The organism is Actinomycetospora flava (assembly GCF_037400335.1).
Lineage (GTDB): Bacteria > Actinomycetota > Actinomycetes > Mycobacteriales > Pseudonocardiaceae > Actinomycetospora > Actinomycetospora flava.
Map to the genome: position 1 here is coordinate 220,729 of NZ_JBBEGM010000012.1, position 21,046 is coordinate 241,774.

22 protein-coding genes are annotated in these 21,046 nt (G+C 73.2%); 14 read left to right on the forward strand and 8 right to left on the reverse strand.

Going from position 1 to position 21,046, the window contains the following annotated elements; translation table 11 throughout:
* Positions 1-383: 383 nt before the first annotated feature.
* Positions 384-857, forward strand: coding sequence for an SRPBCC family protein (locus tag WCD58_RS25645; protein WP_337705929.1), 474 nt, complete (start codon positions 384-386; stop codon positions 855-857).
* A gap of 9 nt (positions 858-866) precedes the next feature.
* Here WCD58_RS25645 and WCD58_RS25650 read toward each other — a convergent pair whose 3' ends face one another.
* Entirely contained in the window at positions 867-1,748 is an 882-nt protein-coding gene (locus WCD58_RS25650) for an RNA polymerase sigma-70 factor (RefSeq protein WP_337705930.1), read from the reverse strand.
* Between the two features lie 167 nt (positions 1,749-1,915).
* Between WCD58_RS25650 and WCD58_RS25655 the strand changes: the two genes are divergently transcribed.
* Positions 1,916-2,401, forward strand: coding sequence for a carboxymuconolactone decarboxylase family protein (locus tag WCD58_RS25655; protein WP_337705931.1), 486 nt, complete (start codon positions 1,916-1,918; stop codon positions 2,399-2,401).
* 31 nt (positions 2,402-2,432) lie between these two features.
* On the opposite strand, the gene WCD58_RS25660 is transcribed toward WCD58_RS25655, so the two are convergent.
* Together WCD58_RS25660 and WCD58_RS25665 are read right to left on the reverse strand one after the other, a co-directional pair.
* Complete coding sequence (locus tag WCD58_RS25660) at positions 2,433-2,687, reverse strand: hypothetical protein (RefSeq protein WP_337705932.1); 255 nt, start codon at positions 2,685-2,687, stop codon at positions 2,433-2,435.
* A gap of 312 nt (positions 2,688-2,999) precedes the next feature.
* Positions 3,000-3,179 (reverse strand): YegP family protein, encoded by a 180-nt coding sequence (locus tag WCD58_RS25665; RefSeq protein WP_337705933.1) that lies wholly within the window; start codon positions 3,177-3,179, stop codon positions 3,000-3,002.
* A gap of 111 nt (positions 3,180-3,290) precedes the next feature.
* Here WCD58_RS25665 and WCD58_RS25670 point away from each other — a divergent pair, with 111 nt between their 5' ends.
* Positions 3,291-4,487, forward strand: a complete 1,197-nt coding sequence (locus tag WCD58_RS25670; protein ID WP_337705934.1) for an acyl-CoA dehydrogenase family protein — start codon at positions 3,291-3,293, stop codon at positions 4,485-4,487.
* Here the strand turns inward: WCD58_RS25670 and WCD58_RS25675 are convergent.
* The gene (locus WCD58_RS25675; RefSeq protein WP_337705935.1) at positions 4,484-5,833 is read right to left on the reverse strand and encodes a cytochrome P450; all 1,350 of its coding nucleotides are present in this window, start codon (positions 5,831-5,833) and stop codon (positions 4,484-4,486) included. The two genes, WCD58_RS25670 and WCD58_RS25675, sit on opposite strands and share 4 nt — an antisense overlap.
* 108 nt (positions 5,834-5,941) lie before the next feature.
* Here WCD58_RS25675 and WCD58_RS25680 point away from each other — a divergent pair, with 108 nt between their 5' ends.
* From WCD58_RS25680 to WCD58_RS25700, 5 genes are all read left to right on the forward strand, one after another.
* Positions 5,942-6,352 carry an SRPBCC family protein gene (locus tag WCD58_RS25680; RefSeq protein ID WP_337705936.1) on the forward strand — a complete coding sequence of 137 codons (411 nt, stop codon included), beginning with the start codon at positions 5,942-5,944 and terminating at the stop codon, positions 6,350-6,352.
* A gap of 5 nt (positions 6,353-6,357) precedes the next feature.
* The gene (locus WCD58_RS25685; RefSeq protein WP_337705937.1) at positions 6,358-6,903 is read left to right on the forward strand and encodes a metallophosphoesterase family protein; all 546 of its coding nucleotides are present in this window, start codon (positions 6,358-6,360) and stop codon (positions 6,901-6,903) included.
* Between the two features lie 342 nt (positions 6,904-7,245).
* Complete coding sequence (locus WCD58_RS25690; protein WP_337705938.1) at positions 7,246-10,260, forward strand: glycosyltransferase family 2 protein; 3,015 nt, start codon at positions 7,246-7,248, stop codon at positions 10,258-10,260.
* The gene (gene glxA / locus WCD58_RS25695; RefSeq protein WP_337705939.1) at positions 10,257-12,215 is read left to right on the forward strand and encodes a radical copper oxidase GlxA; all 1,959 of its coding nucleotides are present in this window, start codon (positions 10,257-10,259) and stop codon (positions 12,213-12,215) included. Before WCD58_RS25690 ends, glxA begins: the two co-directional genes overlap by 4 nt.
* Before the next feature lie 169 nt (positions 12,216-12,384).
* Positions 12,385-13,428: a glycoside hydrolase family 6 protein gene (locus WCD58_RS25700; protein ID WP_337705940.1), complete on the forward strand. Its 1,044-nt coding sequence runs from the start codon at positions 12,385-12,387 to the stop codon at positions 13,426-13,428.
* 54 nt (positions 13,429-13,482) lie between these two features.
* Here WCD58_RS25700 and WCD58_RS25705 read toward each other — a convergent pair whose 3' ends face one another.
* The 3 genes from WCD58_RS25705 to WCD58_RS25715 form a co-directional block, all read right to left on the reverse strand.
* A complete protein-coding gene (locus WCD58_RS25705) occupies positions 13,483-14,331 on the reverse strand; it encodes an NAD(P)-dependent oxidoreductase (RefSeq protein WP_337705941.1) in 849 nt (282 codons plus the stop codon).
* Between the two features lie 9 nt (positions 14,332-14,340).
* On the reverse strand, positions 14,341-14,919 hold the full coding sequence (locus tag WCD58_RS25710) for a peroxidase-related enzyme (protein ID WP_337705942.1): 579 nt from the start codon (positions 14,917-14,919) through the stop codon (positions 14,341-14,343).
* Positions 14,920-15,107: 188 nt separating this feature from the next.
* Positions 15,108-15,608: a hypothetical protein gene (locus WCD58_RS25715; RefSeq protein ID WP_337705943.1), complete on the reverse strand. Its 501-nt coding sequence runs from the start codon at positions 15,606-15,608 to the stop codon at positions 15,108-15,110.
* 145 nt (positions 15,609-15,753) lie between these two features.
* On the opposite strand from WCD58_RS25715, the gene WCD58_RS25720 reads away from it, so the two are divergent.
* The 5 genes from WCD58_RS25720 to WCD58_RS25740 all read left to right on the forward strand — a co-directional run bounded on the left by WCD58_RS25720 (position 15,754) and on the right by WCD58_RS25740 (position 20,144).
* Positions 15,754-16,092: a DUF3024 domain-containing protein gene (locus WCD58_RS25720; protein WP_337705944.1), complete on the forward strand. Its 339-nt coding sequence runs from the start codon at positions 15,754-15,756 to the stop codon at positions 16,090-16,092.
* The gene (locus WCD58_RS25725) at positions 16,089-16,706 is read left to right on the forward strand and encodes an NUDIX hydrolase (protein WP_337705945.1); all 618 of its coding nucleotides are present in this window, start codon (positions 16,089-16,091) and stop codon (positions 16,704-16,706) included. The genes WCD58_RS25720 and WCD58_RS25725 overlap by 4 nt, the downstream gene beginning before the upstream one ends.
* A gap of 135 nt (positions 16,707-16,841) precedes the next feature.
* Entirely contained in the window at positions 16,842-18,398 is a 1,557-nt protein-coding gene (asnB, locus tag WCD58_RS25730; RefSeq protein WP_337705946.1) for an asparagine synthase (glutamine-hydrolyzing), read from the forward strand.
* A gap of 95 nt (positions 18,399-18,493) precedes the next feature.
* Positions 18,494-19,324 (forward strand): aldo/keto reductase, encoded by an 831-nt coding sequence (locus tag WCD58_RS25735; protein ID WP_337705947.1) that lies wholly within the window; start codon positions 18,494-18,496, stop codon positions 19,322-19,324.
* A 190-nt stretch (positions 19,325-19,514) separates the two neighbouring features.
* A complete protein-coding gene (locus WCD58_RS25740) occupies positions 19,515-20,144 on the forward strand; it encodes a TenA family protein (protein ID WP_337705948.1) in 630 nt (209 codons plus the stop codon).
* Here the strand turns inward: WCD58_RS25740 and WCD58_RS25745 are convergent.
* Positions 20,127-20,513, reverse strand: a complete 387-nt coding sequence (locus WCD58_RS25745; RefSeq protein ID WP_337705949.1) for an HNH endonuclease — start codon at positions 20,511-20,513, stop codon at positions 20,127-20,129. The genes WCD58_RS25740 and WCD58_RS25745 overlap by 18 nt on opposite strands.
* A gap of 107 nt (positions 20,514-20,620) precedes the next feature.
* On the opposite strand from WCD58_RS25745, the gene WCD58_RS25750 reads away from it, so the two are divergent.
* Positions 20,621-21,022, forward strand: coding sequence for a hypothetical protein (locus WCD58_RS25750; protein ID WP_337705950.1), 402 nt, complete (start codon positions 20,621-20,623; stop codon positions 21,020-21,022).
* Positions 21,023-21,046 lie beyond the last annotated feature (24 nt).

Sequence of the window (21,046 nt, forward strand, 5' to 3'; positions counted from 1 at the left end):
CTCGGTCTACGCCTACAACCTCCGCGCACGCGTCGCGCCTGTCAAGCGCGCGCAAGGCGTGTCACCCGGCAGAGTTACATGATTGTTATTCAACGACGCGGAAGCTAGCGTCTCGCGGCTGCCAGGCCGTCCTCAGGCCGTCAGAGGTCAGGCGAGGCCGAGTGGCGCTGAGAAGTACTGAGACCATCGGTGCTGGTCAGACGGGTTCGGCTCCGCCGTGATGCAGGTCAGTGAAGACCGCTGACAGATCTACGACATCTTCGAGGGCACCGAGCAGATCCAGCAGCTCGTCATCGCCCGCGCGATCTCGGGGCGCCACATCGCCTGAGATGTCGGAATAAGTCTGCACTTATATAGTCGAGATCGCTAGCGTGCCTCCCGCCATGAGGTACACCGACGCGATCGAGATCGCCCTGCCGCGGGAGACGGTCGTCGCGCTGCTCGCCGATCCCGCGCAGCTGCCCCGGTGGCTGCGGGGCCTGGTGCTGCACGAACCCGTGGACGGCGTGCACGGGGAGGTCGGCACCACGTCGCGGGTCGTGCTGCGGACGGGACAGCACACGATGGAGGCCACCGAGACCATCACGCGCCGGGAGCGGGCCGACGGCGTCCTCCACTACGAACGCGAGATCACCGCCCCGGGCATGTGGAACGCGGCGCGCGAGCGGCTGACCGCGGCCGGTCCCGAGTCGACGCTCTGGGTGAGCGAGAACGAGTACCGGTTCGACAGCGTGCCGATGCGCCTGATGGGCCACGTCCTGCGCGGTGTCTTCCGCCGGCAGTCACGGCAGCACATGAACGACTTCAAGGCGTTCGCCGAGCAGGGCACGGACGTCCGCGACGCGACGGAGGCGTGACTCCCGGGCTCAGCGCCGCAGAGCGGTCGCCTCCCGCATGCGTGAGAGCTTCTCGGGGTTCCGCACGGCGTAGAGGCCGGTGACCAGCCCGTCGTCGATCCGGACCGTGACGACGGTGTCGATCTCCCCGTCGACCCGCAGGACCAGCGCCGGATCGCCGTTGACCTGCACGGGCTCCAGCGTCACCGCGGGCAGCCGGGCCAGGCCGGCGGTGAGCAGGCGGGCCACCTTGTCCGCACCCGCGACCGGGCGCAGGACGGCCTGCTTGACCCCGCCCCCGTCGCCCACCACGACGACGTCGGGCGCGAGGACGTCGAGGAGGCCCTGCACGTCACCGGTCTCGATCGCGCGGCCGAACGCGTCGAGGACCGACCGGGTCTCGGCTGCCGACGGCACGCCGCGCGGCCGGCGCGACGCCACGTGCTCGCGGGCCCGGTGGGCGATCTGGCGCACGGCGGCCGTGTTCTTGCCGACCGCCTCGGCGATCTCGTCGTACCCCAGCGCGAACACCTCCCGCAGGACGAAGACCGCCCGCTCGGTGGGCGCCAGCGTCTCGAGCACCAGCAGCATCGCCATCGACACGCTCTCCGCGAGCTCGACGTCCTCGGCGACGTCGGCCGTGGTCAGAAGGGGTTCGGGCAGCCACGGGCCGACGTAGGACTCCTTGCGGCGCCCGAGCGCTCGCCACCGATCGATGGCCTGGCGGGTCGTGATGCGCACGAGGTAGGCGCGCCGGTCCCGGACCTCGCCGAGGTCGACCCGGGCCCAGCGCAGCCAGGTCTCCTGGAGGACGTCCTCGGCGTCGGCCGCCGAACCGAGGATCTCGTAGGCGACGGTGAAGAGCAGGTTGCGGTGGGTGACGAAGGTGTCGGTCGCCGTGTCCTCGCTCATGCTGCGCTCCCCGTGACGGCTGGATCTCCCGCCCACCGGACGCGGGGACGGCGCCGCGCGTGACACCCGACCGCCGTGACCGGCGTCACCTCCAACGGGCTGTCACGGGGACCGGGCCGGCAGCGCCTGGAGGGCGTCCGCCGCAGCACACGAGAGAGGCCAGGACCATGGACCCCCGATTCGACCTGTTCGGCAACGACGTCGCCGGCCGGTTCGCCCAGCGCTTCGCGAACGCCGGCCAGGTCATCACGCGCTCGCCGCTGCCCGCGTCCACCCAGGAGCTGGTGTCCCTGCGGGCCAGCCAGATCAACGGGTGCGGGTGGTGCGTCGACATGCACACGAAGGAGGCGGCGGCCGCCGGCGAGACCGCGGTGCGGCTCCACCTCGTCGCGACCTGGCGGGAGTCGACCGTGTTCACCGAGGCCGAGCGGGCGGCGCTGGCGCTCGCGGAGGAGGGCAGCAGGCTCGCCGACGCGCACCCAGGCGTGTCCGACGAGGCCTGGGCCCGGGTGCGCGAGCACTACGACGACGACCAGCTCGCCGCGCTGATCTGCCTCGTCGCACTGATCAACGCCGCGAACCGGCTCGCCGTGATCGTCCACCAGCGCGGCGGTTCCTACGAGGCCGGGATGCTGGCGCGGATGACCGGCTGAGGATCACGGCGCGAGGATCACGGCCCGACGATCACGGCTCCGGGCGCCAGGGGCCGCGCGGCCGCGGGATCGCGACCGGGTGGTGCCGGGCGATCCGGACGTCGGCGGTGTACTCACCCGCCTCGGCCAGCGCGCGACGGTGCCGCTCGGCCTCGCGGTGGGCCGCCGCCAGGGCGTAGGGCCCGTAGGCGTCGCGGAAGCGACCGACCGGATCGACGACCACCACGAGGTACTCGGAGCAGCCGTCGGTGGAGTTGCCGTACATGGGATGTGCCTGACCGTCCATCCACTCCCCCCGGAGGACCGTCACGGTGGTGTGGGCGGCGCCCAGCGGTGGTCCACCGTGATCCGCGGGCCGCCGATGCGGCCACACGGGTGACGAAGGACTGTGGATATACCCCGGCGGTGGGGCGAACGGAACAGGACAAACCACGAACTCTGCGCTGTCGTGTCAGGGCTGTCGCTCTGTGGCCAGATCGGCAGGCCTGATCGGAGGAACCTTGATACCGCGGTCGGGCGCACGGCGGCCCCGGTCGACCCGCGATCCCGCCGGACGACCGGGGCCGCGCGATCCTTCAGGTGCGTCGCGGCGACCGGCTCAGACGGTCTCCTCGATCGGCGCGCCGTCAGCGGCCTTCTGGACCGACTCGCAGCCCTTCTTCGCGGCTGCCTTGGTCTCGTACGCCTCGCCGGAGGCGACGATCTGGCCGTTGCTGGCCTTCAGCCGGAACCGGAACTTGCCGGCCTTGTCCTCGTACACCTCGAACTTGCCCGCCATGCGGCTACCTCCGCGCTCGATGCTGAACGTGCTGGCAGGCGCGGACGCTAGTACGAACGGACGCAGGTCGGGCGCAGGCGTGGCGATCACGGTGGCGGGGAAGGGATGAGCATGACCGTCGACAGCGAGGGCCCGCTCACCGAGGCGCTCGGCACCGACTTCTTCTCGGTGCGCCGCCGCTTCACCGAGGCGCAGTGGGACACGTTCATGGCGGTCCGCCGCTACGTCGACCGTGTCGTCTCCCCGGCCGCGCCCGCCGCCTGGGACGCCGCCGAGATGCCGTGGGAGGTCATCCGCGGGCTGCCCGACCTGGGGATCGTCGGCGACGACATCACCGGCTACGGCTGCCCCGGGAACGACCCGCTGACCTGCGGTCTCGTCGCCATGGAGCTCGCGCGCGGCGACGGCAGCCTCGCGACGTTCCACGCCGTGCAGTCCGGGCTCGCGATGAAGTCGATCGCGATGCTGGGCTCCGAGGAGCAGAAGCAGGAGTTCCTCCCGGCGATGGCGCGCCTCGACCTCGTCGGCGCCTTCGGGCTGACCGAGCCCGAGCACGGGTCGGACTCGGTGTCGCTCGAGAGCAGCGCGCGCCGCGACGGCGACGACTGGGTGCTCGACGGCCGCAAGCGCTGGATCGGCAACGGCAGCATCGCCGGGCGCACCGTGATCTGGGCGCGCGACACCGAGACCAACACGGTGCTCGGCTTCCTCGTCGACACCTCCTCGCCCGGCTACGAGGCGGAGGTCATCCCGCGCAAGGGCTCGATGCGCTCGGTGTGGCAGGCCGACATCCGCCTCGACGGCGTGCGGGTGCCCGAGCGCGACCGCCTGCCCGGCGCGGAGAGCTTCAAGGACACCGGGCGGGTGCTGGCCACCACGCGCGGCACCTGCGCGTGGATGGCGCTCGGCCACGCGACCGCGGGCTACGACGCCGCGCTGCGCTACGCGCTCGAGCGCCAGCAGTTCGGCAAGCCGCTCGCCGGCATGCAGATCGTCCAGGAGCGCCTGGTGCAGATGCTCGCCGAGCTGACCGGCATGCAGCTCTACTGCATGCAGATCGCGCAGCTCGCCGAGGACGACGACCTGGCGCCGACGATCGCCGGGCTCGCCAAGATGAACAACACGCGCAAGGCCCGCTGGGTGCTCTCCCACGCCCGCGACCTGCTCGGCGGCAACGGCATCCTGCTCGACAACCACGTCGTGCGGCACATGGCCGACATCGAGTCGATCCACACCTTCGAGGGCACCGAGACCATCCAGACCCTCATCGTGGGCCGGGAGATCACCGGGCTCAGCGCCTTCACCTAACCGACGCCGGCCACCGCAGGCTCCAGGCGCACCGGCAGCTCGGCGTAGCCGCGCAGGATGCGGGTGGGCCGCCGCCGCGACGGGCCGGCCGCGGCGAGGCGCGGGTGCCGCTCGAACAGCGCCCGCAGCGCCACCTCGCCCTCCATCCGGGCGAGCTGCGCCCCCAGGCAGAAGTGCGCGCCGCTGGAGAACGCGAGGTGGTCCTTCGCGTTCGCCCGCCCGACGTCGAAGGCGCCGGGGTCGGTGAAGACCCGCGGGTCGCGGTTGGCGGCGGCCAGCACGGTGACGACGAGGTCGCCGGCCGCGACGGGCGTGCCCGCCACCTCGGTGTCGACCTTCGCCCGGCGCGCGGTGCGCTCGACGGGCGGATCGAAGCGCAGCATCTCGTCGATCGCGGTCGGCCACAGCTCCGGCTCGGCGGCCAGGCGCTCGCGCTGCTCGGGGTGGGCGAACAGCTGGCTGGTGCCGTTGCCGATGAGGTTGACCGTGGTCTCGAACCCGGCCGCGAGCACGAGCAGCGCGGTGGAGACCAGCTCCTGCTCGGACAGGCCGGCGCCGTCGTCGTCGACCAGGCCCACGAGGCTCGACAGGAGGTCGTCGCCCGGCTCGCGGCGCAGCCGGCGCAGATGCCCGCGCATCCAGTCGTTGAGGGCGGCGAGGTTCTGCTCCATCGAGGCGTGCGCCCTGCGCGTGAGCCCCATGTCCAGCGAGGTGGCCGCCCCGTCGCCCCACGCGAGGAACTGGTCGCGCATCGAGGTCGGCACCCCGAGCATCTCGCTGATCACGGTGACGGGCAGCAGGCTCGCGTAGCGCTCGACGAGGTCGACGGTGAGGTCACCGGAGTCGCGGGCGGCGCGGTCCATCTCGTCGAGGAGCTCCTGGGCCACCGTGCTGGTGCGCTCGCGCAGGGCGGCGACACGCTTCGCGGTGAAGGCGCGGCTCACGAGCTTGCGGTAGCGCGGGTGGTCGGGCGCGTCGACCGCGAGCATCGAGGGCGGCTCGATGGGGCCGGGGTTGCGCGGCGGGCCGGCGAGCGCCAGCGCGGCCTTGGCCGGGGCGGGCACGACCTGGGTGGGATGCGTGACCCCGAAGTCGTCGCTGCGCAGCACCGCGGTCGCCACGTCGTGGTGGACGGTGAGCCGCGCGAAGGCGCCGAGGGCGAACGGGTACGCCGGGCGCAGCGTCTCGTAGTGCGGGAACGGGTCGGCCTGCATCGCCGGGTCGAGCAGCAGGCGGGCGTCCTGGTTGCCGGCACGCACCTGGCGGCGGATGGCCGCGCGCATCAGGCCGTGGGTGGCGCCCCAGCGCAGCGTGGTGCCGAGCGCGGTGAGCGGGTTCTGGGACACGGGCGGCCTCCTGCGGTCGGTTGGTACGACTCCGTACCGGCAGCTCGCCGAAACCATACTCGGAGTATGTGTTCGTCGTCCAGGGCCGTCGCGGGTACGTCCCCGACCGTGCAGACGACCCTCCGGGCCACCGGCCCGCTGCCCGCCCCCGCGGCGTGGGAGCGCTACGCCGACCTCGACCTCTGGAGCCACTGGGCACCGCAGATCTCGGGGGTCTCGGTGACCGGGGGCCACCGCCGCCTGCACCAGGGCCTGCAGGGGACCGTCCGGGCGGCCGGTGTGGTGCACGTGCCGTTCGAGGTCCTCGCCGTCGACGAGGCGGCGCGCACCTGGTCGTGGCGCGTGCGGGTCGGGCCGATCACGCTGCACCTCGAGCACGGCGTCGAGGACCCCGGCCCGGACGACGGTCCGCGCGTCGGCGCCCGCACCTGGCTGCGCACCACCGGCCCCGCCCCGGTCGTCCTGGCCTACGCCCCGCTCGCGCTGATCGCCCTGCACTCGCTGCTGCTGGAGCGCTGACCCCCGTGACGGCCCTCCGCCTCCTCCTCACCACCGACACCCACCTCACGCCCCGCTACCCGAACCGCGAGCTCCCTGCCGAGCTCTGGGAGCGGATCGACGCGGCCGACGTCGTCGTGCACGCCGGCGACTGGATGGACCCCGCGCTGCTCGATGCGTTCGAGGAGCGGGCGGCGAGGCTCGTCGCCTGCTGGGGCAACAACGACGGCGACGACCTGCGCGCCCGCCTGCCCGAGACCGCCGTCGAGGAGGTCGGCGGCCTGCGCGTCGCCGTGACCCACGAGACCGGCGCGGCGGACGGGCGCGAGCGCCGGTGCGACGCCCGGTTCGGGCCCGGCGGCGACACCCCGGTCGACGTCCTCGTCTTCGGGCACAGCCACATCCCGTGGGACTCGACGACCCCCGGCGGCGTCCGGCTCCTCAACCCGGGGTCGCCGACCGAGCGGCGGCGCGAGCCCGTCTGCACCTACATGTCCGCGGAGATCCGGGACGGCGTCCTGACCGAGGTGCGGCGACACGAGCTGCCACCCGGTGCGCCGCGCCGTCGCTGACCTACTACCGTGCGTCATCGTCACCGGACGGGCGAATGTGGGTGTGAAGTCGGTCTTGCTTCCCCCGGTCGGGCGAATATTCGGCGATGCTGCTGGTCGTGGGCAACGAGGTGGAGCAACAACCGTCCCCCTCGGTGAGCACGGTGGGTGATGCCCTTACCGTTTCCCGGGCGGTTGGAACACCACCAGGCGTCCGGGACGACCGATGACCGGACAGGAGGACGGCACGTCGGCGGTACCGCCCTCGCGGGCCCGCGAGGGGTAGGACGACGACGGGAGGCTCGTGACGATCGCCGGTGCGGTGTGGTCGGTGCAGTCACGAGGATCGAGACGAAACGGCCGATGACCCTTCTTGCCGAGCGACCCCCGGACGAGGTCGACGAGTCCGAACTCGTCGTCGGCCGTCGTATCCAGGAGTTCTCCCAGCTGGCGGGGCCGATCCGTGAGCCGGATCCCGCCGACGGCCCGTACCGCGTCGCCTACCGTGGCGTCGACGCGGTCCACGGGCGTGGGCGCGTCGCGCGGTCGCTGCTCGTCGCCGGCCTGAACTTCGCCTTCGAGGCCCTGTTCTTCCTCTGGCTCCTGCACCCCAGCCACCGGCCCCCGGTGATCGGATCCGACTTCGCGATCTACGCCAACTGGGTCGTCATCGGGTCGATCGGGCTCATGGAGCTCCTGCGCCTGATCAACGTGCTGTCGCTGTCGCTGGCCTCGGTCATCGCGCGCGACCCCGTCCCCGTGCCGCCCGAGCCGGACCGCCGCATCGCCTTCCTCACGACGATCGTGCCCAGCAAGGAACCGATCGACGTCGTGCGCGGCACGCTGCAGGCGGCGCTGCGCATCCAGTACGACGGCATCCTCGACGTCTGGATCCTCGACGAGGGTGACGACGACGACGTCAAGGCCATGTGCCGCGAGCTCGGCGTCAACCACTTCACCCGCAAGGGCATCGAGAAGTACAACCGCCGCAAGGGCGCCTTCAAGGCGAAGACCAAGCACGGCAACTACAACGCCTGGGTCGCCGAGCACGGCGACTCCTACGAGGTGTTCCTGTCGGTCGACCCCGACCACGTGCCGCTGCCCAACTACGCCGAGCGGATCCTCGGGTACTTCCGCGACCCCGACGTCGCCTTCGTCGTCGGCCCGCAGTGCTACGCGAACGACGAGACGTTCGTGACCCGGGCCGCGGAGTCGCAGCAGTTCCCGTTCCACTCGCTGATCCAGCGCGCGGCCAACCGCTACAACGCCGCGATGCTGGTCGGCACCAACAACGCCGTGCGCATCAGCGCACTGCAGGGCATCGGCGGCCTGTCCGACTCGATCACCGAGGACATGGCCACCGGGCTGAAGTTCCACACGCGGAAGAACCCGCGCTCGGGACGGCGCTGGAAGTCGGTCTACACGCCCGACGTCCTCGCCGTCGGCGAGGGACCCTCCTCGTGGGGCGACTTCTTCAGCCAGCAGATGCGCTGGTCGCGCGGCACCTTCGAGGTCCTGCTCAAGGAGATGTGGCTGCGCCTGCCGCGCCTGTCGCCGGGCCGCGCGCTGCACTACATCCTCATCACGACCTTCTACCCGTCGATGGCGATCGGGTGGGTCCTCGGGGCGGTCAACGCCTGCCTCTTCCTCGCCCTGGGCGTCCAGGGCGTGGTCGTGCCGGTGCAGCTGTGGCTGGCGCTCTACATCGACGCCACGGCGTTCCAGCTGTGGGTCTATCTGCGCAACCGCCGCTACAACGTCAGCCCCTACGAGGCCGAGGGCAGCTCCGGCGTCAAGGGCATGCTGATGTCGATCTTCGCGGCGCCGATCTTCGCGGCCTCGCTGATCGCCACGATCCTGCGGCTGCCGGCGCGGTTCGTCGTCACGCCCAAGGGCCTGTCGTCCAGCGCGGACCACATCCTGACGTTCCGGCGCCACCTCCAGTGGGCGGCGCTGCTCATCGGCGCGATCGTGCTCGCGATCGTGCAGGGCTACGCGACCCCGGCGGTGCTGCTGTGGCCCGCCGTGGCGCTCGCGTCCTGCCTCGCGCCGCCGATCCTGTGCCTGGTCGAGCGCATCGTGGGGCGCCAGCCCGCGATCGAGTCGGCGCCGGTGCTCGCCGACGGGCGCTCCGGGGTCACCACCGAGTCGCTCGAGCGCGCGGCCCTCGACGCGCTGCTCGCCGCGGGCAGCGCCACCCGCCGCTCGCCCCGCGCGGAGTCCGAGCCCGTCCCGGCGTACGCCGGGGTGGCGCTCGAGGGCGACCTGCCCGCGGGCTGGGTGCGGACCTCCTCGCTGGCCGGCCGCCAGCGCGACGGCGCGCCCGCCCCCTCGCCGACACCCTCGCCGACACCTTCGCCGGCGCCCCGCCCCACGCCCCGCCCCGACGAGCGGCCCGACGCGCGCCCCACGCCCGGACGCCGGCGTGCGCCCGAGGACGGCCGGGGCGTCGACCCCGCGCCGTCCCCGGTGCCGCGCGACCGGCGGCGTCCGGCACCGGGACAGCCGGGTCAGCAGCCGGCCCAGCAGCCGGCCCAGCAGCCGGCCCAGCCCGGCCAGCCGCCTCGGCCGAGCCCGCACCCGCAGCCGGCCGCGGCGCAGCACGGCCAGCCGGGTCAGCCGGGCCAGCAGCAGCCCGGCCAGCCGGGTCAGCCGGGCCAGCAGCAGCCCGGCCAGCCCGGTCAGCAGCAGCCCGGTCAGCAGCAGCCCGGCCAGCAGCGCCCCGGTGGGCGTCCGCCGATGCCGGCCCCCGGCGCGGTCCCGCCGCCGGCGGCGCGTCCCCGCCCGACGCCGACGCCGCGCCCCGGGCCCAGCCCGTTCGCGGCGCCCGGTCAGCGTCCCGGCGAGCGCCCCGGGGACCGTCCCGCCGACCGGCCCGCGGCCGCCGAGCAGGGCGGCCGGTACGTGGCGCCCGCGGCCGAGCACCAGGGCCAGCCGGGTCAGCCAGGTCAGCCGGGACCCGCGCGGCCCGGTGCGCCCCGACCGGGCCCGGACGTGCGCGCCGGTGGCCCGGCCGGTCCGGCCGAGGGGCAGGCCGGTCGCCCGACCCCGCCGTCGCCGAGCCCCACACCGTCGCCCACGCCGCGGCCCGGCCCGCGCCGCGAGCGGCCGCCGATGCTGCTGTCCACCGCGGCCGAGCTGGAGGCCGACGGGGTCCAGCCCGTGATCCCGGTCTCGGCTGGGTCTAGCATCGGTAACGAAACAGCAAAGCGACACGACGGACGAGACGGTGGACCCCGCACGTCCGACGCTGTCTCGGTGAACGCCCCGACGGTCGCGGTACGCGTGGTGGCCCTGGCCGCGGTGGCCGGGCCCGCCCAGCACTCCGGTGCCGGGCTGCCGCAGGACATCGAAGGGCGACGGACGGAGGCGAGTTGATCGGGCAGGGACTGACCAGACGGGTCAAGCGCTTCCTGCTCCTCGTCATCGTCCCCGCCGTGATGCTCGGCGTGAACGTGCCGCCCGCGTGGGCGTGGTTCTCGGAGCTCCGGCACCAGCGGCTGATCAACAGCCAGGAGTACAAGGAGCAGTTCGGCAAGTGGGACGCCTTCGAGCTCCCGGACGACCAGAAGGTCAACGCGATCCACGCGGCCGTCCTGCCGACCGGGCGCATCCTCCTCATCGCCGGCTCCGGCAACAAGGAGGACATGTTCAACGCGGGGACGTTCAAGAGCCTCGTGTACGACCCGGCGACCGGGCGTAGCCGCATCGTCCCCACCCCGGACGACATGTTCTGCTCCGGGCACACGTTCCTCGCGTCGGGCAACCTGCTCGTCGCCGGCGGCACCCAGCGCTACGAGCGCCTCGACGGCGCGGTCACCAACGCCGGCGGCGGGCTCATCGTCAAGAACGAGGACCCGGACGCGGCCCCGCTGCCGCTGCCGGCGGGCACGGAGTTCCGCTCGCCGGAGGGTCTCGTCTACCGCGCCACGCACCCGTTCGTCATCGAGCCGGCCGCGAAGGTCGCGACCCGTCGCGGCGCGACCGTCACCGCCAGCGAGACGACCGTGTTCGCCGAGGCCGTCGAGCCCGGCCCGGGCTACGTCTTCGAGGGCCCGCGCCAGTACTCGGTGGGCGGCATCCCGCAGGCCGACGTGCAGAACATCTACGCGCTCGGCCAGGCGATGACCCTGCGCAAGCAGAACTACCAGGGCATCGAGCAGACCTACGAGTTCAACCCGTACACCGAGTCCTACGAGCGCGTCGGCGACATGGTGTTCAAGCGCTGGTACCCGACGCTGACGGGGCTGTCCGACGGCGGCGTCATCGCCGTGTCGGGCCTCGACGGCACCGGCGAGGTGCTCAACGGGCAGAACGAGATCTACAACCCGGCCACGCGCACCTGGACCGAGCGCAAGGACCTCACCCAGTACTTCCCGACCTACCCGGCCCTGTTCCAGACCGCGCGCGAGGACGTGCTGTTCTACTCCGGGGCGAACTCCGGCTACGGGCCCGCCGAGGCCGGCCGCGTGCCCGGGTTCTGGAACCTGAAGAACAACGTCCTCTCGCCGCTGCCGGGGATGCGCGACCCGGACCTGCTCGAGACGGCCGGCTCGGCCTGGGCGGGCCCGGTGCAGGACCAGCGGATCGCGGTGGTCGGCGGCGGCGGTGTCGGCGAGAGCCCGCGCTCGACGGGGCGGATCGACACCATCGACCTCGACAGCCCGAACCCGACCTGGCAGCCCGGGCCGATGCTGCCCGAGGGCACCCGCTACCCGAACCTCACGACGCTGCCCGACGACTCGATGCTGATCAGCAACGGGTCGCGGGACTACCGCGGCAAGGGCGACAGCAACAACCACAACGCCCGCATCTACCGGCCGCAGACCAACACCCTGGACTACGCCGCCGACCCCGCGGTCGGCCGCAACTACCACTCGGCGAGCATGCTGCTGCCCGACGGGCGCGTGATGGTCGTCGGCTCGGACCCGCTGTTCAACGACCTGGCGAACACCATCCCGGGCACCTTCGAGCAGCGCATCGAGATCTACACGCCGCCGTACCTGTTCCGCGGCCCGCAGCCGCGGGTCACCGACGCGCCGCCGACGGCCGCGCTCGGCGACACGATCACGGTGGCGAGCCCGGACGCCGCGCGCATCAAGACCGCGCGGCTGATGGCGCCGATGGCGTCCACGCACGTCACCGACACCCACCAGCGCTCGATCGCCCTGGACATGACCGTCCGCGCCGACGGGGTGTCGGTCACGCTGCCCGACGACCGCACGATCGCCCCGCCCGGGCGCTACATGCTCTTCCTCAACGACGACCGCGGGGTGCCGTCGGTGGGCCGCTGGATCGAGGTCCCGGAGCCGGGGCCCGCGGAGGCGGCGTGACCCTCTCCGTGAGCGGGCGGCGGGGGGCGACGGGCGGTCGTGACCCCCACACGGGCTCCACGGGGTGGCCTGGGAGCCTGACTCCGTACGGACGAGTGCCGGGCTGGGCGGCACGCGACAGGGCCGAACCACGAGCGGCCGCACGAGACACCGGAGCAGGACGGGATCGATGACGCAGGACACGCACGGCGGGGCCGGACGGTTGACGAGGACACGGCTCGCGGCGGGCGCACTGATCGCGATCGCCGCGCTCGGACTGTCGGCGTGCTCCGGCGGCTCGGGTGAGGGGGGCGGCTCGGGCGAGGGCGGCGCGCCGGTCGCCCCGGCGGCCTCCGAGTTCTGGGTGGACCCGGCATCGTCGGCCGCGCGCCAGGTCGAGCAGTGGCGCTCCGAAGGACGCACCGAGGACGCGACCGCGCTCGAGAAGATCGCGCGCCAGCCCGTGGCGATCTGGCCGACCGGCGAGCTCGGCGGCGTCGAGGGCGAGGTTGCCGGCGTCGTGTCGCAGGCCCGCGCGGCCGGGCGCACCCCCGTGCTGACCGCCTACAACATCCCCAACCGCGACTGCGGCCTCTACTCCAGCGGCGGCGCGGAGAACGAGGACCAGTACCGCGAGTGGCTCGACTCGTTCGCCCGCGGCATGGGCGGCACCCGCTCGGTGGTCGTCCTCGAGCCCGACGCGCTGCCGCAGACGCTCACCAACTGCGAGGGCGAGGGCCAGCAGGAGGGCCGCGAGGAGCTGCTCTCCGAGGCCGTCGGGAAGCTGACGCGCGCGGGCGGCGAGGTCTACATCGACGCCGGCAACCCGGGCTTCGTCACCGACACCGGCAACCTCGTGGACGGGCTGCGCAAGTCCGGCGTGGATCAGGCGGCGGGCTTCGCGCTCAACGTCTCGAACTTCATGAACACCCAGCAGGTGCAGGCGTACGGCGAGCGCGTCTCCGACCAGCTCGGCGGCGCCCGCTTCGTCATCGACACCAGCCGCAACGGCAACGGCAGCTACGACGGGCCCGAGCAGCCGTCGTGGTGCAACCCGCCCGGCCGCGCGCTGGGCACCCCGCCGACCCGCGACACGGGCTCGCAGCGGGTCGCGGCGTACCTGTGGGTCAAGGAGCCGGGCGACTCGGACGGCGACTGCCGCGGCGCCCCGCAGGCCGGCGACTTCTGGCCGCAGTACGCCCTCGACCTCGCCAACAACACCCCCGGCGCCTGACGTATGTGAGCACTTTCCGGGCCTATGGGCCCGGGAAGTGCTCACATGGGCACGTCAGTAGGCGTGCACCACGGCGGCCATGTCCTCGCTGCCGTGGCCGCCCGCCGAGGCGACGGCGAGGCGGTCGCGGACCGCGGTGGCGAGCGTGGTGTCGACGCCGGCCTCCCGCAGGGCCGCGGTGATGAGGTCGGTGTCCTTGATGACGCCGTCGAGCTCGAACGAGGGCGTGTAGTCGCCCGTGAGCATCGCCTTGCCCTTGAGCTGCACGTACGGCGCGTTCACCGCCCCGCCGTCGACCGCGTCGAGGAACTGCTGCGGGTCGATCCCGAGCCCGCGGGCGAGCGCGACGGACTGGGCGATGCCGTTGATCATCACGCCGATCCAGGCGTTGATGGCGAGCTTGAGGCGGCTGGCGTCGCCGATCGTCTCGCTCACCCACTGGGTCCGCGAGCCGATCGCGTCGAACACCGGCTGCACGCGGTCGCGCAGCGACGACGGGCCCGACGCCAGCACCACGAGCTGGCCGTTCTCGGCCGGCGCCCTCGTGCCGAGCATCGGGGTGTCGAGGTAGGCGACGCCCGCGTCGCGCGCCAGCGCGGCCAGGCGGTCGGTGCCCTCGATGCCCACCGTGCCGGCCTGCACCCACACCGCGCCGTCGCGGAACTGCCCGAGCACCGGCTCGACCGTCTGCGCCGCCGCCTCGGTGTCGAAGAGCATCGTGATCACGACATCGGCGCCGGCGACCGCGTCGGCGGCACTGTCGGCCACCCGGGCGCCGTCGTCGGCGAGGGGCTTCGCCTTCTCGACGCTGCGGTTCCACACCGTCACGTCGTGGCCCTCGCGCAGGAGGCTGCGGGCCATCCCTGCGCCCATGATCCCGGTACCGAGGATTGCGACCGTCATGCGCGCCGCCTACCCCCGGGGCTCGCGGCCCATGCCGAAGAACTCGGGGTTCGGCCGCAGCGAGGTGAGGTGGGCGAGGCGGTTCGACATCGCGAAGAGCGCGGTGATCGCCCCGACGTCCCAGATCTCCTCGTCGGACAGGCCGGCGTCCCGGGCGGCGTCGAGGTCGTCCTCGGAGAGCGACGCCGAGTCCAGCGCGAGGGCGAGCGCGAGGTCGACGATCGCGCGCCGGCGCGGGTCGAGGGCGGCGCCGTAGGGGTTGATGCCGACGTGGTCGGCGAGCTCGGGCTCCTTGCTGCGGATGCGCAGGATCGCGCCGTGGGCGACCACGCAGTAGGTGCAGTGGTTCGCGCCGGACGTCGCGACGATCACCAGCTCGCGCTCGGCCTTCGACAGCGGCGACTCCCGCTCCATGAGCGCGTCGTGGTAGTCGAGGAACGCCCGCAGCTCCGCCGGCCGGTGCCCCAGGGCCCGGAAGATGTTGGGCACGAACCCCGAGCGCTCGGCGATCGCGCCGACGCGTTCGCGCAGGTCGTAGGGGAGGTCGTCGAGCTCGACGACGGGGAAGCGGCTCACGGAGTCGGTCACGCCCCGGAACCGTAGGTCCGCGGCGTCGGCGCGGCCAGGGTGGCGCTCAGCCCGGGGTGGAGCGAGGGACGCCCTGAGTGCGTGGGACGCAGCGAGGGACGCCCTCGCGCCACACCCGAGCGGAGCGCGACGGAGGTCGCAGGACAGCGCGACGGAGGAGCGCTGGCGTGCGCATCTCCTTGGAGCGGCTAGGGGGTCGGGCGGAAGGTGATGCCGCAGCGCTGCTGGGTGACCTCCTGGATGCGGGTCACCGCCGGCTGGGCCTCGCGCTGCAGGCGCTCGAGCTCGGCGCGGTCGATCCGCGAGGGGTCGCCGCCGGTCTGCGCGAGCGACGACAGCGCCTGCTCGGTGAGCTGCTGCACGGTGCGCCACTCGCCCGCGATCTCGGGCGGGGCGGTGGCGACGAGGTCGGCGACCTGGCGCCGCGCCTGGTCCGACGACGGGAGCACGCCGCCCCCGCCGGCGCCGGGCGCCGCCTGCTCGGTCTGCACCCGCGTGATCGCGTCGCAGTAGGGCTTCACGGCCGGGTCGGGGGTGGCGGGCGCGGCCGACGCGGCCGGCGCGGACGCCCCCGAAGGGGCCGGGGCCTCGGACGCCCCGCCGCCGCACGCCGCGACGCCCAGGACGAGCCCGAGCCCCACGGCCGTCGTCGCCAGCGCGCGGCCCGTCCGGCCGAGTCCTGCGATCACCGAGAGCCCCTTTCGCCGCCCGACGCACGAGCATGCTGGCAGGGGTCCGCGACCCGCCCCGGACCGGGTGGTGGTCGGACGCCACCGGACTTTCGTGGTGCGGGGCACTCCCGGCCCGCGGGGCGCGCGTGTCAGAGTGAGCGGCGTGGAGGTCGCCGACGAACACCGCGCGCTGGTGCGCCAGTGGTGCGCGCGCCGCGTGCCCGAGGGGCAGCGCGACCAGGTCCGCATCTCCTACACCGAGCGGGCCGGGCGTATCACGATCTCCGCGCGCCGGGCGCCGGTGTTCCCCGAGCTGGGCACCGGCTGGACCACCGAGCCCATCGCGCAGCTGCGCCTGGTGTCCGACGAGGAGCGCTGGATCCTGCTCTGGCCGGACTCCAGCGGACGGTGGCACCGCTACCCCGACGAGACCAAGGCCAGCTCGCCCGCCCCGCTGCTCGACATCGTCGACGCCGACCCGACGGGCATCTTCTGGGGATGAGTCGCGCCACCGCGGCCGACGTGGCCGCGCGCGTCCGGCACCACGACCGTGACGAGCGCCGCGTCGCCGACCGCCCCGACCTGCGTGCCGCCGCCGTCGCCGTCGTCGTGCTCGACGACCCCGAGCGCGGCCCGGGCGTGCTGCTGACCCGGCGGACCTCGCGGCTGCGCGACCACCCCGGGCAGTTCGCCCTGCCCGGCGGGTCGGTCGACCCCGGCGAGGACACCGTCACGGCGGCACGGCGCGAGCTCGACGAGGAGCTGGGCCTGCGCCTCGGCGAGGACACCGTCCTGGGGCTCCTCGACGACTACCCGACCCGCTCGGGCTTCGTGATCACGCCGGTGGTGATGGCGGCGACCGGCGCGGTGGCCGACCTGGCGCCCTCGCCCGACGAGGTGTCGCAGCTCTTCCACATCACGCTCGACGAGCTCGACGTCGACCCGCTCTTCCACGACATCGAGGAGTCGCCGCGGCCGGTCGTGCAGCTGCCGCTGGTCGGGCACCTCATCCACGCGCCGACCGCGGCCGTCCTGCTCCAGTTCCGCGAGGTGGCGCTGCACGGGCGCACGACGCGCGTCGACGAGCTCGAGCAGCCGGTGTTCGCCTGGCGGTGACGGAGCGAACACGCCGCGTGGAGATCCGGCGCCTTGACCGTTAAGGGCACGTGACGCAGACCCCGTTACGATGCGTGGCTTCCGAACATCGTGGTTGTCTGGAAGACGACCCCGATACGAGGAACGTGAACACACGTGTGCGGAATCGTCGCCGCCTATGGCGTCATCGACCCCGAGAAGTGTGAGCGGATGCTCGCCCGGATCCACCACCGCGGACCGGACGACACGGGACGGGTGCAGCTGGAGAACGCGTGGCTCGGCCACCAGCGCCTGTCGATCATGGATGTCAGCGGTGGCAAGCAGCCGATCGCCGACGACACCGACTCGGCCTACGTGGTCGGCAACGGTGAGATCTACAACCACGAGGACATCCGCGACGTCCTCTCCGAGGTCCGGTTCGCCACGGACTCGGACACCGAGTCGGCCTTCCGGCTCGTGCTGCGCGACGGCTCGGCCGCGCTGCACGAGGTGCGCGGCATGTTCGCGCTGGCGATGGCCCACACCGACGGGCGCGGCGCGGTCGCGCGCGACCCGATCGGCATCAAGCCGCTCTACTGGGCGCGCCTCGACGACGTGACGATCTTCGCCAGCGAGCTGCGGGCCTTCGATCCCGAGGACCAGCCCTTCGTCGAGGCCTTTCCTCCCGGGCACGTGTGGACGCCGGGAGTGGCCGGCAACGACGTCGCCGAGGGCGCCATCGTTCGCTTCGCCGACGCCGTGCCGGTCGAGGTGCGCCCCGCGCGCAACGCCCCGGACAAGCAGTGGACCGAGGAGGACCTCGGGCACATCCGCGACGTGCTCTCCGACTCGATCCGCCGGCACATGATGAGCGACGTGCCGGTCGGCGTGTTCCTCTCCGGCGGCCTCGACTCCGCGATCGTCGCTGCCGTCGCCGCCAAGGTGGCCGAGGAGAAGGGCGAGCGCCTGCCGACCTTCGCCGTCGGCACCGAGGGCTCCGCCGACCTGCTCGCGGCGCGCGCCGTCGCCGACTTCCTCGGCACCGACCACCACGAGATCGTCCCGACCGCGGACGACCTCGAGGAGGCGCTCGACGAGGCCGTCACGGTCATCGAGCACTTCGACCCGGCGCTCGTGCGCTCCGCGGTGCCGAACCTGCTGCTGGCCCGCGAGGCGGTGAAGCACGTCAAGGTCGTGCTCACCGGCGAGGGCGCCGACGAGCTGTTCGCCGGGTACGAGTACATCCACGACGAGGAGTTCTCGACGCCGGACGCCCTGCAGGCCGAGCTCGTCCGGTCGATCGAGAGCCTGCACGAGCTCAACCTGCAGCGCTGCGACCGCACGACGATGAACTACGGCCTCGAGGCCCGCGTCCCGTTCCTCGACGCGACCGTCATGCGCGAGCTGCTCGCCCTGCCCGCCGAGTGGAAGCTGAAGATCCACGACCGCGTGGAGAAGCAGCTGCTGCGCGAGGCGTTCGACGGGATGGTGCCCTACGACATCATCTGGCGCGGCAAGGAGCAGTTCGGCGACGGCTCCGGGGCCAAGGACGTGCTCTCCGCGCTCGTGGAGAAGGAGAAGGCCAAGGAGGGCGCGCAGGACGCCGAGCCGCCGGTCGTCGAGCACGGCTGGGACCTGCGCAGCGACGAGGAGATCGCGTACTACCGCACCTGGCACCGCTCGTTCGCCGGTGTGCGCCCCGACCGCACCCTCGGCGCGTTCGCCACGGCGTGACCGGTGGGTGCTTCCCCGTGCTCCGGTGCGGGGAAGCACTCACCCGGCCGTCCGCCGATGGTTGAGCGGCGGACCACCACGGGTATCCGCCCGCCATGAGCGATGTCCCCGGTATCGAGCTGAACAACGGCACGGTGATCCCGCAGCTGGGATTCGGTGTGTTCCAGATCGACCCGTCGGACACGGCGGAGACGGTCCTGACGGCCTTCGAGGCCGGCTATCGGCACATCGACACCGCGCAGATGTACGGCAACGAGGCCGAGGTCGGCGAGGCGATCGCGAAGTCGGGCCTGGGGCGCGACGAGCTGTGGATCACGACGAAGTGCAACAACTCGAACCACGGCTACGACGATTCGCAGCGCGCCCTCGACGAGAGCCTGGGCAAGCTGGGCCTCGACGCCGTCGACCTGTACCTCATCCACTGGCCGCTGCCCGGCAAGGACCTCTACGTCGAGACGTGGAAGGGCCTGGAGAAGGCGCACGAGGACGGCAAGGCGCGCACCATCGGCGTCTCGAACTTCCAGCCGCACCACCTCGACCGCCTGCTCGAGGAGACCGAGACGGTGCCGGCGATCAACCAGATCGAGCTGCACCCGCGCATGCAGCAGGCGGGCCTGCGCTCGTACCACGAGCGCCACGGCATCCGCACCGAGGCGTGGAGCCCGATCGGCCAGGGCAGGGGCCTGCTCGACGCCCCGGAGCTGGCCGAGATCGCCCAGGCGCACGGCAAGAGCGCCGCGCAGGTGGTGCTGCGCTGGCACATCCAGCTCGGCAACATCATCTTCCCGAAGTCGGTCACCCCCGACCGCATCCGGGAGAACAAGGACATCTTCGACTTCGAGCTCTCCCACGAGGAGATGCAGAAGATCGACGGCATGGAGAAGGCGGAGCGTCTGGGGCCCGACCCCGACACCTTCGCCCGATAGTCGGCGTCTCCCGGTCGTTCGCCGCCCCGCGCGACCGGGATGCCTCGCGGCCCGGTCATCGGCGGAAGCCCCCGCCCGCCGATGCCCGGGCCGCGCCATGTCCGGGGGCTCGTACCAGCGATGCGGCATCGCCGGCGTCTGACGCCAGGATCGCCACATGCTCGCTGCACGGCACGCCGTGAGGAGCACCGTGAGCTTCGCCGACGACATGCGCGCCGCCACCGCGTCGATGTGGGACGCCGCGGTCGGTCACCGGTTCGTCGACGAGCTGTGGGCCGGCACCGTCGACGACGCGGTGATGGCCCGCTATCTCGCGCAGGACGCCCTGTTCCTCGACCGCTTCGTCGCCCTGCTCGGCGCCGCCGTCGCGACCGCCGACCGCACCGAGCCCCGCCTCGCGATCGCCCGCCAGCTCGGGCTCGTCGCCGGCGACGAGGACGACTACTTCGGCCGCGCCCTCGCCCGCCTCGGCGCCACCGGCCCCGCCGACCCGCAGCCGGCGACGCAGGGCTTCCTCGACCTCATGGACGAGGCGCGCGGTTCCTACGCCGACGCCCTCACCGTGCTGCTCGTCGCCGAGTGGCTCTACCTCGACTGGGCGTCACGCGATGCACGGAAGCCCGACGACTGGCTCCACCGCGAGTGGATCGACCTGCACCGCGGCCCGGCGTTCACCACCTGGGTCGACCTGCTGCGCACCGAGACCGATCGGATCGCGCGCGACGCCGACCCCGCCACCCGCGAGCGCATGACCGAGCTCTTCACCCGCGCCGTCGACCTCGAGCGGGCCTTCTTCGACGCGTCATACGGCGGGAGCTAGACCGCGCTTGCGCAATCGCCGCAGCTGGGCGTCCAGGTGCGGGCGCGCCCGCCGCTGCCCGCCGCGCTCCGCGATCGCCGCCGCCAGCGACACCAGCACCCGCTCGAGTCGGTCCGCGTCGGGGGACCACCCGCGGCGTTCGCACTCCTCGAGCCACTCGACCGCCCCGCGGTGACCCCGCTCGCCGTTGCAGCGGCGGCACGCGGCCACCTCGTTCTCGAGCCACGAGGGCCCACCCTTGACCTTGGGCACGACGTGGTCGGTGGTGGCCGCGACGGTGCCGACGAGCGGCCGCGCGCACCACAGGCAGGTGTCGCCGTCGCGCTCGCGCGCGGCGTCCAGCCGCTCGCGGCGCCCCGGTTGTCGCATCCCCTCCAGGATGCCACCGGATGCGCGCGGGGGCGGGGCATGTGCGCAGGGTGTGGGTGCCGTTGGCGGAGTGTCACCACCGGGGTCCGCGCCTAGCGTTGATCGGGATGACCACCCAGATCAGCGGCCCGATCCTCGCCGAGGCCGGCCGCCGCATGCTCCCCGTCCTCGCCGGCCGCGTGCTGGCCGCCGTCACGGACCGCGCCGTGGAGAAGGTCGACCAGCTCGCCGACCGCCTCTACGAGGCCAGCGAGGCCCCGCGCCGCAGCCCGGCGCCCGCGGAGGGCGAGAGCCGGCCCGCCGCGGCGTTCGCGTTCCTCGTGGAACAGGCCCGGCTCTTCCTCGCGTTCGTCGTCCGCCTCGCCCAGGCCGGCCTGGCGATGCTGCAGCAGGCCACCGAGCGCCTGCGCGAGCGGCGCGCGCCCGAGGGCATCGACGACGCCCCGGAGCCGGACGAGATCCTCGCGCGCCGGGCGAGCAAGGAGGAACGCGCCACGGCCGGCGCCTGAGCGCGACGGCGTCGGGCATCGTGG

What these genes read in the sequence shown, in the direction of transcription:
- WCD58_RS25645 (WP_337705929.1), top strand. Translation starts at nt 384, where the DNA reads ATGAGGTACACCGACGCGATCGAGATCGCCCTGCCGCGGGAGACGGTC.
- WCD58_RS25650 (WP_337705930.1), bottom strand. Translation starts at nt 1,748, where the DNA reads ATGAGCGAGGACACGGCGACCGACACCTTCGTCACCCACCGCAACCTG.
- WCD58_RS25655 (WP_337705931.1), top strand. Translation starts at nt 1,916, where the DNA reads ATGGACCCCCGATTCGACCTGTTCGGCAACGACGTCGCCGGCCGGTTC.
- WCD58_RS25660 (WP_337705932.1), bottom strand. Translation starts at nt 2,687, where the DNA reads ATGGACGGTCAGGCACATCCCATGTACGGCAACTCCACCGACGGCTGC.
- WCD58_RS25665 (WP_337705933.1), bottom strand. Translation starts at nt 3,179, where the DNA reads ATGGCGGGCAAGTTCGAGGTGTACGAGGACAAGGCCGGCAAGTTCCGG.
- WCD58_RS25670 (WP_337705934.1), top strand. Translation starts at nt 3,291, where the DNA reads ATGACCGTCGACAGCGAGGGCCCGCTCACCGAGGCGCTCGGCACCGAC.
- WCD58_RS25690 (WP_337705938.1), top strand. Translation starts at nt 7,246, where the DNA reads ATGACCCTTCTTGCCGAGCGACCCCCGGACGAGGTCGACGAGTCCGAA.
- WCD58_RS25700 (WP_337705940.1), top strand. Translation starts at nt 12,385, where the DNA reads ATGACGCAGGACACGCACGGCGGGGCCGGACGGTTGACGAGGACACGG.
- WCD58_RS25705 (WP_337705941.1), bottom strand. Translation starts at nt 14,331, where the DNA reads ATGACGGTCGCAATCCTCGGTACCGGGATCATGGGCGCAGGGATGGCC.
- WCD58_RS25725 (WP_337705945.1), top strand. Translation starts at nt 16,089, where the DNA reads ATGAGTCGCGCCACCGCGGCCGACGTGGCCGCGCGCGTCCGGCACCAC.
- WCD58_RS25735 (WP_337705947.1), top strand. Translation starts at nt 18,494, where the DNA reads ATGAGCGATGTCCCCGGTATCGAGCTGAACAACGGCACGGTGATCCCG.
- WCD58_RS25745 (WP_337705949.1), bottom strand. Translation starts at nt 20,513, where the DNA reads ATGCGACAACCGGGGCGCCGCGAGCGGCTGGACGCCGCGCGCGAGCGC.
- WCD58_RS25750 (WP_337705950.1), top strand. Translation starts at nt 20,621, where the DNA reads ATGACCACCCAGATCAGCGGCCCGATCCTCGCCGAGGCCGGCCGCCGC.